The sequence below is a fragment of the Cupriavidus sp. FW305-46 genome (assembly GCF_058787075.1).
In genome coordinates this window covers 1-14,803 of record NZ_JBYSZI010000026.1, presented here as the reverse complement: position 1 = coordinate 14,803, position 14,803 = coordinate 1, and the positions used below count along the sequence as shown (strand labels likewise).

Below are 14,803 nucleotides of genomic sequence, written 5' to 3'. Positions count from 1 at the left end.
CCACCCCCCCCCCCCCGCAACTCGGCGGGGGTGCCGGGTTTTGGCGGGCGGTGCCAGTCCTGATCGATGTCGGGGAACACCTCACATTCACCCCGCACGATGTTTTCGATGGTGGCGCACACGCATTCGGTGCCGCGCGGCCCCACGCAGACCAGGCTGCGCGGATGGTCGGTGTGCTGCGGGATGGCATAGACGCGCATGCCCTCGCGGAAGAGGGGATGCTTGGTGAGGCGCTCGTTCATCAGTTCAACGAAGCGCTGGGGCGTGACGACCGGCTTATCCATTGCATGCTCCTGCGGCCTTGCCCACCGTGCCCGTTTCTAGGGGCGGCATGGCGACCAGGTCAGTTAAGGCCAGGAATATGACAGGCAGGTGGCAGGAAGCGCCCCGGGCAGCATACGTTGCCCGGGCGTGGCCGGAACGGAAAACCGCAGGTAAATGCATACCCCGCGTTGCCACTGCCACGCTTCCAGACTAGGACACGCGGCACGTAGTGCAAGTGTTGCGCGATGCCGTGGGGGCTTCAGGTGGCGTGCAGTTCGCCTGCGGCGCGCGGACCGTTCAGTATGCCGTTGCCGGCGGCCCAGCAGGCGGCCTCGGCCTCTGCGCGGGAACCGTAGGTGGATGGCGCCGCGACGGTGCAATCCTCGTCGGCGGCGCCACAGCGTTCTTCCATGACGATGCGCCAGGTGAACTGGCCGGGTGCATCTTCAAGGACGTGAAGCACCAATGTGCGGTGCTCGTCAGTCAGCGTGAGGGGCAAAGTCGACATGGGTGTCTCCCGTTCGCGGGTGGGCGCCATTGATGCTAGCAAGAGCTCGCCGCAAATGCCATGACTGTCTTGCGGCCGCGGCATGGCAAGATACTGCCTTTGCGGCCTTCGCCGCGCCTGTACTTTCCGCCAGACCATGCCCATCTCGCCTGAGCTAAACCAAGGGGTCGCCGCCCTGACGGCACATTACGATGCCACCGTGCTGCCGCTGTGGACCGCCAGCGGCTGGAACGGCGACCTGCTGCTGCCCTACGAGGCACTCGACGGCGCCAGTGCCGCGCCGTTGCCGCCGGCCCGCTATCGCGCCATGGCATGCGCCCGCCAGCTCTATGTGTTCTCAATGGCCGGCAACCATGCGCATGCCGACACGCTCTTCGGCTCGCTGCAGGCCTACTTCGGCAATGGCGAGGGCGCGTGGCTCTACAGCGTCGACCCGGCCGGAACGCCGCTCGATGCCACGCGCGACCTCTATACGCATGCCTTCGTGATCTTCGCCTGCGCCAACTATCATGCGCGGCGCGGCAATCCTGACGCGCTCGACGTGCTCGATGAAACCGTCGATGTCGTCGAGGACCTCTTCAGCGACGAACAGGGCCTGTACCACGCCGCGCTTACCGAGCATTTCCGGCCCAAGGGTGCCGGCGTGCTGCAGAACCCCATCATGCACCTGACCGAGGCCTACCTGGCCGCGCTGGATGCGACCGGGGACGAATGGTATGCCGAACGCCTGCGCGAGATCGCGATGGCGGTGCATGAGCGCTTTGTCGATCCGGCCAGCGGCTGCATTGCCGAGCTCCCGCAAGGCAGCCCCGGCAACCGCATCGAGCCGGGCCATCAGTTCGAGTGGTTCTCGCTGGTGGCCGGCACGCCGGCGCTGTTCGGGGACTTGCCGCTGGCCGATACGCTGCGCCAGGCCTTTGCCTTCGCGCAGCGGCACGGCGTGGTGCCGTCGACGCAGGGCGTCAGCGCGGCACTGAACGCCGACGGCACCATGCTGGACGATACCCAGCGCATCTGGGCGCAGACCGAATACGCGCGCGCGCTCGCCGTGCATGGCGCGCCGGAGTCGCTGGCGGCGCTGGAAGCCTGGACGCAGCAGTTCCGCAGCCGCTTCCTGCACGATCACGGCTGGCATGAATGCCTGGCGCGCTCGGGCAGCGTGATGCGCGCCGACATGCCATCGACCTCCCCGTATCACCTGGCGACGTCCTACTCGGCGCTCGCCGCGCTGACCGGCGCGGCGTGGCCGGCATGGCCAGGGGCTTAGGCCACCCTGCGCACTTCGTGCGCGTCCGCGCGCGGCTCCCCCCGTTTATCTGTGGCGCAGCCTGCCGAGCAGGCTGCGCGCAGCGTTCCATGCTGCCAGCCCTGCCATCCAATGCTGGCGATGGCATGCAACTGACCGGTTATACACCTGCATCGGCCGATTGACAGGCATCCCCTGCTGCGCGTGTCCTGGTCAGCGGTCATGATTTCGAATACCTTATATCGGCGTGAAGATTATCCGGTCTGGCTCTGCTTCGGCCGAGGGGTAGTCGGCTACCGCGCTCTTATCAATTCTTTGCAGTCGTCGTTGGGCACCGCGCCTACACTCAAGCCCGCGCTCCGGCACGTGCTGTTGTTCTTCTTAACCACTGGTCGTCGTTCTGAAGTTACGGGCCGGGGCGCACCCGATGCGGCTCAGCGCCGCGCGCCGAGGGCCTGCGACAGCCGCTCCGGCTGTTGAGCGGCCGGGGACGCAGCGTGGGTCTGGATCAGGCCTGCGCCCGCGGGCTTCACCCGGACGGCCATTTGCTCGACCCTTTTGGCGGCCTGGGTCTCGGCGTGGTCATTCAGGATCAGGCACAGCAGTGTCAGCAAGGCTGCTGCGATCATGCTCAGCGCGATCCAGGCCAGGCAGTGCTTGCGTTCCATGGTAGGCAGGAAGGGGGGCGTCATCAGTGCGCGAAGTTTACGCGCCCGCGCGCAATGCAACTGTCAATCTTTGCAAACGCCGCCCGCCGTCCGGCCCGCTATTCCGTCACGCCGTTTTCATGCAGCAGCCGCTCGCATTCTTCCAGCATGTCGTAGGCAAACGCAGACTGGTAGTTGGGATCGAGGGCTTCCATCATCTCGTGCGCGGCGTACAGGCCGGCCTCGCGTGACAGGGTCTCAGCCAGCTGGCGTGCAAACTGGTCGCTCAGTTCGGACAACAGGCGCCGCTCGGACAGCGGCAACTGCAGCTTCGAGCGCGACAGCCATTCGCCGGCCAGCGTCGCACCCTGGGCGTCGGTCATCCATTGGCGGTGTTCGTAGTAGGCCGACAGCCGTTCGGCGGCGAGTGCGAACAGCAGCGCCTTGCGGGTATTGAAATCGATCCTGGGCAGTGGGGCGAGGGTCATGCTTGCAGGGTAATGCGATGCGCGGCGCAGCGGCCGGCAATCATCTTGTCAGGGAGCGGATCAGGACTGCGCGGTGGCTGCCTGCGCAAAGCGCGCTGCCAGCCAGGCGCCGATGGCGGCGATCTCTTCCAGGCAGACCGAATGGCCCATCGGATAGGTGTTCCAGGTCACCGGGTGCTGCCGCGCCTGCACGAAATCGCGGGCGGCGACGCCCAGTTGCAGCGGCACCACGTCGTCCTGCGTGCCATGGGCGGCAAACACGGGCGTGGTGGCGTTGGCGGCGCTGGCCTCGGCCGCCAGCGCTGCCGGCGCAGGGATGTAGGTGGACAGCGCGACGATGCCGGCCAGCGTCTCGGCATGGCTCAGCCCGGCGGTGTAGGCAATCGCGCCGCCCTGCGAGAAGCCTGCCAGCACGATGCGGTGCGTGGGGATGCCACGGGCGTTCTCGCGCGCAATCAGTGCGCGAATGGCTTCGCAAGAGGCACGGATGCCGGCTTCATCGGCGCGTCGCCCGGATTCATCGAGGGAATAAATGTCATACCAGGCCGGCATGACATAACCGCCGTTGCAGGTCACGGGGATAGCCGGCGCGTGCGGGAAGATAAAGCGCACGCCGGGCGCTGCGGGCAGGCGCAGCTCAGGCACGACCGGGGCGAAATCGCTGCCGTCGGCGCCCAGCCCATGCATCCAGATGACGGCGCAGGCGGGATTGGGCGCGGTTTCGAATTCGATCGCGGGCAGCAGTTCGCTCATGGGGCTGGTTCCTGTGGATATGCGCCTGCGCGCCGCACGGGCGCCAGGCAGCGCGAGTATCGCACAGGTCGGGGCCTGCCCCGGCTGCGTCAGGCCGCGGACGGAACGATAGGGACCGTGGTGAGGCCAGGCGTGCGTGCCGGCAGCTCCGGCATCGCAGGCGGCGTGGCGCGGCGCTTGTCGACCACGTCCTCCACGCCCTTGGCCGCGACGTCTTCCAGGAAGGCCACCATGTCGCGGTAGTAGGCCACCTGCATTTGCGCTTCGAGCAAGCGCCTTTCGGCCTGGAACAGCGTCAGCCTCATGTCTTGCAGTTCCCTCTCGGCGATTTTCTCCGGGGTCGGCGGACTGAACAGGTTTGCAAGCCAACGCATGGCAGTACCTCCAGTGCTGTCAACGGCGAAATAGCGATGCTCGTGCCATGGGGACCAATATAGACAAGAATTCGGCAAAAAGTCTCTCGGGCATCTCGCCGTGGCGCCTCGCCCACAAGGATGATTGCCGGTGGCGGACGTCTGCGGTAGATTGTTCGGCCATGGTTCGGCCGTCCCGTGACCCTACTGCCTGCGCTCGCCGCTTGCTGTCGCCAATGTGCCTGTGCGACTGGTCGATGTGCCTGCCTGATCCGCGTTGCCAGGCGGATCGCCTTCATATTTCGCGTCGTTTCCTGCCAACAGCGCCTGCATGGCATCGCCGTCCTGCGCGCGCACAAAGCGCAGGATCGGCGGCCAGAATGCCTCGATATGTTCCGGCAGGATGGCTGCGTCATGCGGCATGGCGTCCAGCATCACCAGCGCATGCAGATGCCTGGCCGCACGGGCCACGCGTTCGGCATGGGGTGGGACGATCACGGCATCGTCACGGCTGTGCACCACCAGCAGAGGCCGCTCCAGCCGGCTGGCACGCGCAGCGTTGTTCCACGGATCCGGCAGCAACCACGCGGCCCATGCGGGTATGCGCCCGGTCTGCACCGCGGCCAGGCGCGCCGAACTGAAGCCCGCCGCAATGACATAGCCGTCGGGCTGCGGGTCGAAGCGCTGTGCCACCTCCAGCAGAATGCCCGATCCCAGCGAATGCCCCAGCACCACGCGCCGTTTTGCCTGCGGCGTGGCCGCCAGGAATTGCCGGTAGGCGGCCAGCGCATCCTCGCGCAGCCGGCGCACGCTTGGCCGCCCGCTGCTGCGGCCGTAGCCGCTGTAGTCGAAGACGTAGGAGGCGATGCCCGCGCCGGCCAGCATGGCCTGGACCGGGGCCCAGTCGGGCAGGCTCTCATTGTCGCCGTGGCACACCATCAGCGCCGGCGCTTCGGGGTCCGCTGCGGGCATGAAGGCGGCGTGCAGGATGCGATCGCCGCTGGCGAACGTGGCATGGCGCACCGTCAGGGCTGAAATGTCGGATGCTGCCGCATCCTTTGTTTCATCCGTCGGCGTGACAAAGGCTTTGCGTTCCACCGCACGAAACAGTAGGTGCCGCGCAACACCCGCGGCCACGGCGAGTGCCGCGGCGGTGGCGAGCCAGCGATGGCGGGATGCCGGCCGAGCGGGGCGGGGGCCTTCAGGCATGGCGACGTTTCGGGATGGCGTTCCTTCAGGCTAGCAGGCCATCGGCGTCCGGGTGAAGAAAAGTTCATTCGCACGCATGCCCCAAGTGGGCTTTTGTCCATATCGTGCACTGTCGGCAGGGGCTATCTGCTCGATATAAACTTTTGCCTTGACTATCTACCTAGTAGTAGATAAGATTGAGTCCATGGCACCGCTGCACCGCCGGAAGCAAGCAAGAACGGGCGGAAAAGTGGCGATTCCATCGCATGACCGGCGCGGTCATTTTTCCAGCACCTGAAATCTATCTACTGATAGATGCGGTATGAACAAGCGACCTGCCACAGCCACTGATACCGAATTGACGCGATCCCGAAACATCGCACCCAGGAGCCCATCATGAATGCCAAGTTCGCCAAGACCCTGATCACCGCCGCCACCCTTGCCGCCGCACTCGCAGGCGGCGTGGCGCAAGCCGCCAGCGTGCAGGACAACACCTCGGCTGGCGACAAGTACGGCTACAGCTACCGCGCCGGCAAGTTCGATACCTTCACGGAAGGGGCCCGCGCCGGCAAGTTCGACCCGTTCACGGAAGGCGCTCGCGCTGGCAAGTTCGACCCGTACACCGACGGTGCCCGCGTCGGCAAGACCGACCCCTACACGGACGGCTACCGCACCGTGGCTGGCCTGGACCGTAGCGGCGTGTCGGCCGAGCCGGCCCGCAGCTTCGACCCGTACACGGACGGCGCACGCGTCGGCAAGGCTGACCCCTACACCGACGGCGCCCTGGCCTGATTGCTGCCGGCTGTGGGGCCGGCGGCCAACAACGTTACGGCGGCGGTCACGCTGACTGCCGTCCGATGGAGTCCATCATGAGTTTGCGTAACAGCGTCCTGCTGCTTGGCGGATGGCTGGTCCTTTGCGTGACGAGTGGCTCGATGATCACCTTCGCCGCGCAGGTCCTGCCAGGCTAAAGCATCCTGAGAACATGCCCCGAGGCTAGGGAATTACCCCAGCCCCGGGGCATTTCAACTTGAGCGTCTATCTTCGCATAGATAAACTGCTTTCATGAAAACGCAATCGGTACGCGAGCAACTGCTCGAGCACACCCTCGTCCTGATCCGCCGCCGCGGCTTCAACGGCTTCAGCTACCGCGACCTGGCGGAGCTGGTGGGGGTCAAGACCTCCAGCATCCACTATTACTTCCCGACCAAAGAAGACCTGGTCCAGGAGGCGGTGAAGGAATACAGCGCCCGCCTGGCCGAACGCATCCGCTCCATCGACACCAGCTTGCCGGTGACCGAGCAGGCGGCCATCTACCTGGCGCCGTTCCGCGCCAGCTGCGGCTCGGACCAGATCTGCCTGTGCGGCATGTTGTCGACCGAGACGCTGTGCCTGCCGGAGCCCGTGCACAAGATGCTGCAGGGCTTCTACCTGATGAACGAACAATGGTTGGCGGGCCTGCTGGAACGCGCGCAGCCGCAGCGCAGCACGCCGTTCCCGGTGCCGCCGGCGCGGCTGGCGCAGGTGGTGTTCGGCTCGCTGCAGAGCGGGCTGATTGCGGCGCGCCTGTTCGGGACCTCCGACCGGGTGGAAGCCGCCGCCGATACGCTGATGGCCGCCGTCGCCGGCTAAGGTTTTCGCGCAATTATCAGTGGCGCGTCTGAGGCCGTCATGTGGCGCAAGCTGCATGGCGGCTTTTTATTGACACCCAGCTGGTTCGCCACCGACGCCTTGGGGTCGGTCATAAACGCTTTTAAAACAATGAGATAGAGCCAGGAAAGGCATAGGCTATCGGGCCGATAGAAATGTTTTTTCTTGATTCTCTACCTAGTAGTAGATAGTATTTGACTCATGGAAGCGCTGCACCGCCAGCAACAAGCAAGACAAGGCGAGAACGTGGCGGTCCCATTGCATGACCGGAGGCGGTCATTTTTTCAGGACCAGTTATCTATCTACCAGTAGATGTGGAAGCGAAAGACCGACCTGCAAAGCCACTGACACCTAATTACGCGATCCCGAAACATCGCACCCTGGAGCCCATCATGACCAAGATCACCAAGACCCTGATTACCGCCGCCACCCTTGCCGCCGCGCTCGCGGGCGGTGTTGCGCAAGCCGCCAGCGTGCAGGACAGCACCTCGGCCGGCGACAAGTACGGCTACGCCTTCCGCGTCGGCAAGGCCGATGCCTTCACCGACGGCGCCCGCACCGGCAAGTTCGACCCGTTCACGGAAGGCGCCCGCGCCGGCAAGTTCGATCCGTTCACCGAAGGCGCACGCGTTGGCAAGCCCGACCCGTACACCGACGGCGCGCGCACGGTAGCGGCCAACGTGCCGGCTGACAGCTACGGCTACAACTACCGCAGCGGCAAGTTCGACCCGTTCAGCGAAGGCGCACGCGTGGGCAAGTTCGATCCGTACACCGACGGCGCGCGCACGGTAGCCGGCCTGGACCGCAGTGGTGTGTCGGCCCAACCGTCGCGCAGCTTCGATCCGTACACCGACGGTGCGCGCGTGGGCAAGGCTGACCCCTATACCGACGGCGCCATCGCCTGAGAGCCGGCCGGCGTGCTGCCGGCCATTGAAACCCGCCGGGCCGCCTGGGTGCGGCCCGTCTTCAAGGAGTTGATCATGCGTTGGCGTGACACTGCGCTGATCCTTGGCGGATGGGTAGGGCTTTGCTTCGCAAGCGGGTCCCTCATCACGCTGATCGCACAATCGCTGCCGGCCTGAACGGCGCGGCAGCAAGACCAGGAGTTGATGCCATGAACACCCGATCCGTACGCGAGCAACTGGTCGAACATGCGCTGGTGCTGATCCGCCGCAGGGGGTTCAACGGCTTCAGCTACCGCGACCTGGCCGACCTGGTCGGGGTCAAGACCTCGAGCATCCACTATTACTTCCCGTCCAAGGACGACCTGGTGCGGGAAGCGGTGCGCGAATACGGCACCCGCAGGCGGGAGCGCCTGGATGCGATCGACGCCAGCCTGCCGCCCGCGGAGCAGGCGCGGCAATACCTTGCGCCTTTGCGCGCGGGTGCCGGCACCGACCAGGCTTGCCTGGTGGGCATGCTGTCGGCCGACGTGCTGATGCTGCCGGACGCGGTGCGCGCCGCGATGCAGGACTTTATCCGGCTCAATGAGCAATGGCTGGCCAGCTTGTTCGAGCGCGCCGCGGCGCAGCGCAAGTCGCCCTATCCGATTCCGCCGCAGCAGCTGGCGCAGGTGGTGTTCGGGGCGTTGCAGAACGGCTTGATCAGTGCGCGGCTGTTTGGCACGCCGGACCGGCTCGATGCCGCGGCGGCGCTGCTGACCAGCGCCATGCCGGCGGAGCAGGCCTTAGCCGCCGCTTAGTGTCAGTATCACCGAGCCGGCGACGGCATTGCACAGCCACTGCGGGTCATCGTGGGGCAGGTCATGCCCGGCCCAGTGGTGCGTCAGCAACTGCGCGTCCCAGGCTTGCGCGATGCGCGCCGAGCACACCGGGTTGACCAGGCGGTCTGCCGCCGAGGCAAGCAGCAGCGCCGGGCAGCGCGGCGCACTGGCGGGGGCGCGATAGCGGGCCGCGGCCAGCAACTGTGCCAGCGCGGATTGGCGGCTCACCGGCGCGTCGGCGGCAATGGCCTGCCAGGTCTCGAGATCGCGTGCCAGCGTATCGGTGCGGGCACAGGTGATGGCATGGATGGTCCGCTCGCAGTACGCGCGGTCCTGCCAGCGCTGCGCCACGCGCAGCAGCTTGCCCCAGTTGCGCGGCCGCAGGCGCTGTGCGGGCGTGCAGAACGGCCGCATGCTGGTATTGACCAGCACCAGGCCGCCGACTTCCTCCGGATAGGCGCTGGCCCACTCGGTCGCGGCCATCGCACCCAGCGACATCGCCAGCACGCGGTAGGGGCCGTGCGCGCCGGTGGCCGACAACTGGCGCCGCACCGCGGTGACCATCTCAGGCACGCTCCACGGCGCCGGCTGCGCGGACAGCGCGCCGTTGCCGGGCAGGTCGGGCAGCAGCGGCCGGCCCAGCCCGGCCGCTTCCCAACGCGCCGGCAGGCTTCCCCAGTGGCGCGATTCCCGCGTCAGTCCCCGCAAGAATACCCATCGGCTCATGGCGGCGGCTCCGTCTGCCAGTGTGCGCGTGCCTGCAGCAGCAGGTCGTCACGCTGCACGCCGCGGGGTCGCCAGCGATCCGGCGCAAAGGCCACGCGGCCCAGGAAGTCGAACAGGCTCACGTGCCGGCGCAGCACGCGCGCGGTGCGGTGCGCCTTGATCGGGTTGAAGATGCCCTCGCGCGAGAACAGCTGGCGCGGGTTCTTCTTGATCCACAGCCACGAGCCCAGTTCCAGCGTCATCGGCAGGAACAGGTTGCCGTGCGGCGTCAGGTCATAGGCATGGTCCCACAGGTCGCCGTGCAGCAGGTACTGGTGGCTTTGCGGCTCGAAGGTGTAGCCGTGGTGCGGGTGGGCCTGCTCGAACAGCGTCTTGAGCAGGTACATCTCGGGCAGGTGCGCCATCGGCCGGCGCGTTCCCGCGTACGGAAACCAGATGCTGTCGCGCCAGCCGTAGCCCGAATGGCAGTCCACCGCAAAGCTGAGCGGGCGCGGCAGCAGTTCTTCCTGCACCACGCGCAGCAGCGCGCGGCTTTCCGCTTCCATCGGCGCGCCCGCCGGGCCGCGGTACCAGGGCAGCCAGGCGCCGATGCGCTGGCCGCCGGCGAGGAAGGGCACGCGCGCATCGGCGTCCTGCGGGCCATTGCGCATCAGGTCGACGCCGTTGGGGTTGGCGCGGGTGCCGGCCCACATGCCGCCGGGGTTGACGATCGGCATGAACACCAGCCGCACCGACTGCAGTTCGCGGTGCAGCAGCTCGTCCCACGCCAGCCGGCTCAGCACCGAGCGCAGGTAGTCCAGCACCAGCTGCGTGCCGATGCGTTCCAGCCCGTGGATGCCGCCGAAGATGCCGATCGCCGGCGCGCCCGGATCGCGGCTGCCGAGCGTGGCGACATGGACGCCGAAGCGATGGCCCTGCACCATGGTTTCGCAGACCACCCGCGTATCCAGCACGTGGCTGCCCGTATCCAGCAAGGCCAGCAGCTGGTCGTACTCGGGGAAGCCGTCGTGCGGGTGCATGGACTCAGGCGGCCGGCACGCCGGCCGTGCCGAACAGGCGCAAGACCGGCCAGCCGCGCGCCTCGGCCGCGTCTCGCAGCGCCGAATCGGGATTGACGGCGACCGGGTGGCCAACGCTTTCGAGCAGCGGCAGGTCGTTGCGGGAGTCGCTATAGAAGGTGGCCTGTGCCAGCGCCGTGTGCGCAATGCCCAGCGTGTCGAGCCACGCCAGCACCCGCAGCACCTTGCCGGGGCCGAAGGCCGGCACGCCGGCCAGCGCGCCGGTGAATTCGCCGTGCGCGTCATGTTCGGCCTCTACCGCCAGCAGGTGCGGCACGCCCAGCTGGCGCGCGATCGGCTCGGTGACAAAGCGGCAGGTCGCGGTGACGATGCAGCACAGGTCGCCGGCGGTGAGGTGGCGCGCCAGCAGGTCGAGCGCATCGGGCCGGATCGCGGGCACGATCACCTCGCGCATGAAGTCCGCGCGCCATTGCGTCAGGCGTTGGCGCGGGTGGCGTGCCAGCAGGCCCAGCGCAAAGCGGGCATGGGCGGCAAAGTCCAGGCGCCCGGCCTGGTAGGCGGCCAGCCAGCGTGCATTGTGCGCATCGATCTCGGCGGCCTCGGCGCCGCCCACGGCGACGAGGTAGCGGGCCCATTCATACTCGCTGTCGAGCGGCAGCAGGGTGTGGTCGAGGTCAAACAGGGCGAGGCGGGGGGCAGCGGGCATGCGGGATAGCTCAGTTGGCGAAACCGGCAAGCTTGGCGCGGCGTGGTGACCGCGCGGTGATGAAGGACCCAAGTTTTCCGATACCGGCATTGGCGCTTTATCTGGCGCGGCAGGCATGCGGGTGTCAGGCGGCGTGGGTGGCGGCGGTCGGCTCGTCCAGCGCCACGCAGTCCAGGAAGGCGCCGACCAGCCGGGTCTCGCGCCGGCTCTGCAGGCAGTATAGGTATTCATGCAGCACCGGCGCGCCTTGTGCGAATGGCACCACGCGCAGCAGCGGGTCGCGCGGCACCTCGCCAAGCGGCACCACGCTGGCGCCCAGGCCCTGGCGGATGGCCTCGTAGATGGCCTCGCGGCTGCCGATCACGGTGTGCGGCGGCAACTCCAGCCCGCACGCGGCCAGCGCCGTCTCGGTGGCCTTGCGCGTCATCGAGCCGTGCTCGCGCACCAGCAGGTGGCAGCCGCGCAGTTGCGGCAGCTCGACCTGCGCCAGCCGCGCCAGCGCATGGTCCGGATGGGCCACCAGCACCATCGGGTCCGTCGCCAGCCGGATGCAGGCAAGCCGGTCGTCGTCCACCGGGTGCGACGATACCGCGGCGTCGATGCGGTACTCGAACAGCGCCCCCAGCATCTGCTGCGAATTGCCGATGTCCAGGCTCACGTCGATCGCCGGGTAGCGCTGCCGGAACGCCGCCACCGCGCGCAGGATGTAGTAGGGGCCGGTGGCGCCGATGCGCAGGTTGCCGAAGCGCAGGTTGCCGGCGTTGCGCAGCAGGTAGTCGGCATTGCCTTCCTGCTGCATCAGCTGCTCGACCACCGGCATCAGCGCCACGCCCACGTCGCTCAGGTCGACGCGGCTGGCGCGGCGGTGGAACAGTTCCACGCCGTAGGTCTCTTCCAGCTGGCGGATGCGGCCGGTGACGGTGGGCTGGCTGATGCGCAGCTGCCTGGCCGCCATGGTGATGCTGCCCTGGCGCGCCACTTCGAAAAAGGTCATCAGCAGGTCGCCGAGCATGGTCATCCGCAGGAAAGTTGGGGGGGCAGCCCGGACAGGTCCCGGACGACCGCGCAGTCTAGCGGGCCAATGTGACAAAACGGCTACGCCCGCCTGCGGCCGGAGCGGCCGGGGGGCGGGCGCAGCGCTGCCCGTCAGGCGACTTGCGCGTCAGCCGTTGAGGCCCATCGCCGGATCGGACACGCTGTCCTTGCCGGTTTCGATGCGCCCGGAGAAGCGGCGCGTGAAGCCGCCTTGCGCGGTGGTGACGGTGAAGTCGTACCAGTTGCCCTGGCGGGCCACGGGCCAGTGCTGCTGCAGCTGCATGCCGGCCGGCACCTCGTAGGTCCAGGGACCGTCGGTGCGGTAGGCGTTGGGCTGCACGGTGAAGGTGCAGGGGGCGCTGCCGGTGTTGATCATGTCCACGTACACCGCGGCGTTGGCGATGTCATAGCAGACCCGGATCTCCGGCGCGCTGGCACCCGCCGCGGTCACGGCCCCCACGTTGCCGCGGAAGGCGCGGTGGAAGCCGTTGGGGCCAAGCACCCACAGGTCGTACTTGCCATCGTCGCTGGCAAAGACGTCCCAGCTGCCATGCAGTTCCTTGCCCGGCTCGACCATGTAGCGGCGCGGCACGCGGTCCAGGTGCAGGCGGTCGTAGACGTGGAACACCGCCGCCGCGGTGCCGGTGTTGCTGAACAGCAGCCACACCGCGCGCTGGTCGCGGGCGTCTTCGCGGGCGCTTACGTGCAGCTCATAGGGCAGGGCGCGCGACGGGCGCGTGCCGGTGTCCTGCTGCGGCATCTGCTGGCTGCTGGCCGAAGGCAGCGGCACTTGCGGCAGCACGCCTTGCGCGGTGCGGATGGCATCGGCGCTGGCCTTGTCGCGGTTGGGCAGCGTGGGCAGCGGGTTGGTGTTCGGGCTGACGAAGTTGAAGGCCGAGGTCAGGTCGCCCGCCACGGCGCGGCGGAAGCTGCTGATATTGGTCTCGGCCACGCCAAAGCGGGCTTCCAGGAAGCGCAGCACCGAGGTGTGGTCGGACACCTGCGAGTTGACCCAGCCGCCGCGGCTCCATGGCGAGACCACGTACATCGGCACGCGCGGGCCGGGGCCGTAGGGGTGCCTGTCGACGTGGTATTCCGGCTTGATTTGTTGCGGGTCGAGCGTGGTGGCGCCGGCCAGCGTGTCGCCGTCGTAGGCGGGCGCGCACGGCGGCGGTACGTGGTCGAAGTAGCCGTCGTTCTCGTCGAAGTTGATCAGCAGCACGGTCTTGCTCCAGACCGCCGGGTTGGCGGTCAGGGCATTCAGCACCTCTTGCGTATACCAGGCGCCCTGCACCGGGCTGGAAGGCCCGGGGTGCTCGGAGTACGTCGCCGGCGCCACGATCCACGACACCTGCGGCAGCTTGCCCGCGGCAACGTCGTCGCGCAGCGATTGCAGGAAGCCACCGTCAGGCATGGTGTTGGCCACGCCCTTGAGCAGCGGGCTGATGGCGTCGTCGGCGCTGGTGTATGCCGGGTAGGGGCTGCCGTTGGCCTGGTTGCCGCGCGCGGCATTGGCGTCGCGGTATTGCTTGAAGCCCGCCAGCGGGTTGTCGGTGAAGTTGTCCGGCATGTTCTGGTAGACCTTCCAGCTCACGCCGGCGGCTTCCAGGCGCTCCGGGTAGGTCTTCCAGGTGTAGGCCGGGGCCGACCCCGTGAACGAGTCGCCGCTGTTGTCGATCACCGGCCCGCCGTTGGCGCCGCTGGGGTCGTTGGTGCCGGTCCAGTGGAACAGGCGGTTGGAGTTGGTGCCGCCGTGGAAGCTGCAGTGGTAGGCGTCGCAGAGGGTGAAGGCATTGGCCAGCGCTACCTGGAAGTCCAGCTCGGCCTCGGTGTAGTAGCCCATCGACTGGGTCTGCTTGTGGGTCGGCCACTTGTTCATGCGGCCCAGGTCCCAGGCGTTCTGCGCATCCGGGTACGAGTGCGGCGTGCCGCTGACGCGCTGCGCATTGCCGGCGCTGCTGTCGAGGTGGTAGGGCAGCACGGTGCGGGTGGTGCTGCCGTTGGTATAGGTCTGCTGCCAGACGTTCAGGCCGCCCGCCAGCGGGATCGGGAAGCGGTCGCCAAAGCCGCGCACGCCGCGCAGCGTGCCGAAGTAGTTGTCGAACGAGCGGTTTTCCTGCATCAGGATGACCACGTGCTCGACGTCGCGGATGGTGCCGGTGGCATTGTTGGCCGGGATCGCCAGCGCGCGGCGGATGGACGGCGGGAAGGCCGCCAGCGCGGCGGTGGCGGCGGCGCTGCCGCCGGCGAGCTTGAGGAAGTTGCGTCTGCTTTGCGGGTTCATGGATTCTGTGCCGGGTGGTTTCTGGAGGAGGAGACGGGCCGGTGCGGCTTCAGGGCGCGCAGCGCAGTTGCGGCTTCACGGCGGGCGTCTCGCCAGGCTGGTCGCTGCCATTCCCCTGGCCGGGGTTGCCGCCGGTGCCAGGGGCACCCGGCGTGGTCGGTGCCGCGTTGGGCGAGCCGGTGGGGCTGTCGCCGGAGTCGCCGCCGCAGGCGG

Annotated in this window: 17 protein-coding genes; 5 read left to right on the top strand and 12 right to left on the bottom strand. The window is 67.7% G+C overall.

Going from position 1 to position 14,803, the window contains the following annotated elements; all coding sequences use genetic code 11:
- Together AC3WON_RS14655 and AC3WON_RS14650 are read right to left on the bottom strand one after the other, a co-directional pair.
- On the bottom strand, positions 1-284 hold a 284-nt coding region (locus AC3WON_RS14655; RefSeq protein WP_492352085.1), incomplete at its 3' end, for a hypothetical protein.
- A 239-nt stretch (positions 285-523) separates the two neighbouring features.
- Positions 524-772, bottom strand: a complete 249-nt coding sequence (locus AC3WON_RS14650) for a hypothetical protein (RefSeq protein ID WP_492318513.1) — start codon at positions 770-772, stop codon at positions 524-526.
- A 136-nt stretch (positions 773-908) separates the two neighbouring features.
- Between AC3WON_RS14650 and AC3WON_RS14645 the strand changes: the two genes are divergently transcribed.
- A complete protein-coding gene (locus tag AC3WON_RS14645) occupies positions 909-2,039 on the top strand; it encodes an AGE family epimerase/isomerase (protein WP_492318512.1) in 1,131 nt (376 codons plus the stop codon).
- A gap of 413 nt (positions 2,040-2,452) precedes the next feature.
- Here the strand turns inward: AC3WON_RS14645 and AC3WON_RS14640 are convergent, their stop codons facing one another.
- From AC3WON_RS14640 to AC3WON_RS14620, 5 genes are all read right to left on the bottom strand, one after another.
- A complete protein-coding gene (locus tag AC3WON_RS14640; protein ID WP_010812497.1) occupies positions 2,453-2,686 on the bottom strand; it encodes a hypothetical protein in 234 nt (77 codons plus the stop codon).
- A gap of 98 nt (positions 2,687-2,784) precedes the next feature.
- Entirely contained in the window at positions 2,785-3,153 is a 369-nt protein-coding gene (locus AC3WON_RS14635) for a hypothetical protein (RefSeq protein ID WP_010812498.1), read from the bottom strand.
- 60 nt (positions 3,154-3,213) lie between these two features.
- Positions 3,214-3,906, bottom strand: coding sequence for an alpha/beta hydrolase (locus AC3WON_RS14630; RefSeq protein WP_492318511.1), 693 nt, complete (start codon positions 3,904-3,906; stop codon positions 3,214-3,216).
- 89 nt (positions 3,907-3,995) lie between these two features.
- Positions 3,996-4,280, bottom strand: a complete 285-nt coding sequence (locus AC3WON_RS14625; protein ID WP_010812500.1) for a hypothetical protein — start codon at positions 4,278-4,280, stop codon at positions 3,996-3,998.
- 183 nt (positions 4,281-4,463) lie between these two features.
- Positions 4,464-5,468 carry an alpha/beta hydrolase gene (locus tag AC3WON_RS14620; protein WP_492352084.1) on the bottom strand — a complete coding sequence of 335 codons (1,005 nt, stop codon included), beginning with the start codon at positions 5,466-5,468 and terminating at the stop codon, positions 4,464-4,466.
- Positions 5,469-5,843: 375 nt separating this feature from the next.
- On the opposite strand from AC3WON_RS14620, the gene AC3WON_RS14615 reads away from it, so the two are divergent.
- The 4 genes from AC3WON_RS14615 to AC3WON_RS14600 all read left to right on the top strand — a co-directional run bounded on the left by AC3WON_RS14615 (position 5,844) and on the right by AC3WON_RS14600 (position 8,799).
- Complete coding sequence (locus AC3WON_RS14615) at positions 5,844-6,239, top strand: hypothetical protein (protein ID WP_492352083.1); 396 nt, start codon at positions 5,844-5,846, stop codon at positions 6,237-6,239.
- A 273-nt stretch (positions 6,240-6,512) separates the two neighbouring features.
- On the top strand, positions 6,513-7,079 hold the full coding sequence (locus AC3WON_RS14610; RefSeq protein WP_035816210.1) for a TetR/AcrR family transcriptional regulator: 567 nt from the start codon (positions 6,513-6,515) through the stop codon (positions 7,077-7,079).
- 410 nt (positions 7,080-7,489) lie between these two features.
- The gene (locus AC3WON_RS14605; protein ID WP_492318507.1) at positions 7,490-8,002 is read left to right on the top strand and encodes a copper resistance protein CopQ; all 513 of its coding nucleotides are present in this window, start codon (positions 7,490-7,492) and stop codon (positions 8,000-8,002) included.
- Between the two features lie 209 nt (positions 8,003-8,211).
- The gene (locus AC3WON_RS14600) at positions 8,212-8,799 is read left to right on the top strand and encodes a TetR/AcrR family transcriptional regulator (protein ID WP_492352082.1); all 588 of its coding nucleotides are present in this window, start codon (positions 8,212-8,214) and stop codon (positions 8,797-8,799) included.
- Here AC3WON_RS14600 and AC3WON_RS14595 read toward each other — a convergent pair.
- The 5 genes from AC3WON_RS14595 to AC3WON_RS14575 form a co-directional block, all read right to left on the bottom strand.
- Complete coding sequence (locus tag AC3WON_RS14595) at positions 8,785-9,546, bottom strand: alpha/beta fold hydrolase (RefSeq protein ID WP_492352081.1); 762 nt, start codon at positions 9,544-9,546, stop codon at positions 8,785-8,787. The two genes, AC3WON_RS14600 and AC3WON_RS14595, sit on opposite strands and share 15 nt — an antisense overlap.
- The gene (locus AC3WON_RS14590) at positions 9,543-10,565 is read right to left on the bottom strand and encodes a M14 family zinc carboxypeptidase (RefSeq protein ID WP_492352080.1); all 1,023 of its coding nucleotides are present in this window, start codon (positions 10,563-10,565) and stop codon (positions 9,543-9,545) included. Before AC3WON_RS14590 ends, AC3WON_RS14595 begins: the two co-directional genes overlap by 4 nt.
- A 4-nt stretch (positions 10,566-10,569) precedes the next feature.
- Complete coding sequence (locus AC3WON_RS14585) at positions 10,570-11,271, bottom strand: HAD family hydrolase (RefSeq protein ID WP_492318503.1); 702 nt, start codon at positions 11,269-11,271, stop codon at positions 10,570-10,572.
- Between the two features lie 124 nt (positions 11,272-11,395).
- The gene (locus tag AC3WON_RS14580; protein WP_492352079.1) at positions 11,396-12,283 is read right to left on the bottom strand and encodes a LysR substrate-binding domain-containing protein; all 888 of its coding nucleotides are present in this window, start codon (positions 12,281-12,283) and stop codon (positions 11,396-11,398) included.
- A 150-nt stretch (positions 12,284-12,433) separates the two neighbouring features.
- Positions 12,434-14,590 (bottom strand): phosphocholine-specific phospholipase C, encoded by a 2,157-nt coding sequence (locus AC3WON_RS14575; RefSeq protein ID WP_492352078.1) that lies wholly within the window; start codon positions 14,588-14,590, stop codon positions 12,434-12,436.
- Positions 14,591-14,803: the final 213 nt, after the last annotated feature.

What these genes read in the sequence shown, in the direction of transcription:
- AC3WON_RS14650 (WP_492318513.1), bottom strand. Translation starts at nt 772, where the DNA reads ATGTCGACTTTGCCCCTCACGCTGACTGACGAGCACCGCACATTGGTG.
- AC3WON_RS14645 (WP_492318512.1), top strand. Translation starts at nt 909, where the DNA reads ATGCCCATCTCGCCTGAGCTAAACCAAGGGGTCGCCGCCCTGACGGCA.
- AC3WON_RS14640 (WP_010812497.1), bottom strand. Translation starts at nt 2,686, where the DNA reads ATGGAACGCAAGCACTGCCTGGCCTGGATCGCGCTGAGCATGATCGCA.
- AC3WON_RS14635 (WP_010812498.1), bottom strand. Translation starts at nt 3,153, where the DNA reads ATGACCCTCGCCCCACTGCCCAGGATCGATTTCAATACCCGCAAGGCG.
- AC3WON_RS14630 (WP_492318511.1), bottom strand. Translation starts at nt 3,906, where the DNA reads ATGAGCGAACTGCTGCCCGCGATCGAATTCGAAACCGCGCCCAATCCC.
- AC3WON_RS14625 (WP_010812500.1), bottom strand. Translation starts at nt 4,280, where the DNA reads ATGCGTTGGCTTGCAAACCTGTTCAGTCCGCCGACCCCGGAGAAAATC.
- AC3WON_RS14620 (WP_492352084.1), bottom strand. Translation starts at nt 5,468, where the DNA reads ATGCCTGAAGGCCCCCGCCCCGCTCGGCCGGCATCCCGCCATCGCTGG.
- AC3WON_RS14615 (WP_492352083.1), top strand. Translation starts at nt 5,844, where the DNA reads ATGAATGCCAAGTTCGCCAAGACCCTGATCACCGCCGCCACCCTTGCC.
- AC3WON_RS14610 (WP_035816210.1), top strand. Translation starts at nt 6,513, where the DNA reads ATGAAAACGCAATCGGTACGCGAGCAACTGCTCGAGCACACCCTCGTC.
- AC3WON_RS14605 (WP_492318507.1), top strand. Translation starts at nt 7,490, where the DNA reads ATGACCAAGATCACCAAGACCCTGATTACCGCCGCCACCCTTGCCGCC.
- AC3WON_RS14600 (WP_492352082.1), top strand. Translation starts at nt 8,212, where the DNA reads ATGAACACCCGATCCGTACGCGAGCAACTGGTCGAACATGCGCTGGTG.
- AC3WON_RS14595 (WP_492352081.1), bottom strand. Translation starts at nt 9,546, where the DNA reads ATGAGCCGATGGGTATTCTTGCGGGGACTGACGCGGGAATCGCGCCAC.
- AC3WON_RS14590 (WP_492352080.1), bottom strand. Translation starts at nt 10,565, where the DNA reads ATGCACCCGCACGACGGCTTCCCCGAGTACGACCAGCTGCTGGCCTTG.
- AC3WON_RS14585 (WP_492318503.1), bottom strand. Translation starts at nt 11,271, where the DNA reads ATGCCCGCTGCCCCCCGCCTCGCCCTGTTTGACCTCGACCACACCCTG.
- AC3WON_RS14580 (WP_492352079.1), bottom strand. Translation starts at nt 12,283, where the DNA reads ATGCTCGGCGACCTGCTGATGACCTTTTTCGAAGTGGCGCGCCAGGGC.
- AC3WON_RS14575 (WP_492352078.1), bottom strand. Translation starts at nt 14,590, where the DNA reads ATGAACCCGCAAAGCAGACGCAACTTCCTCAAGCTCGCCGGCGGCAGC.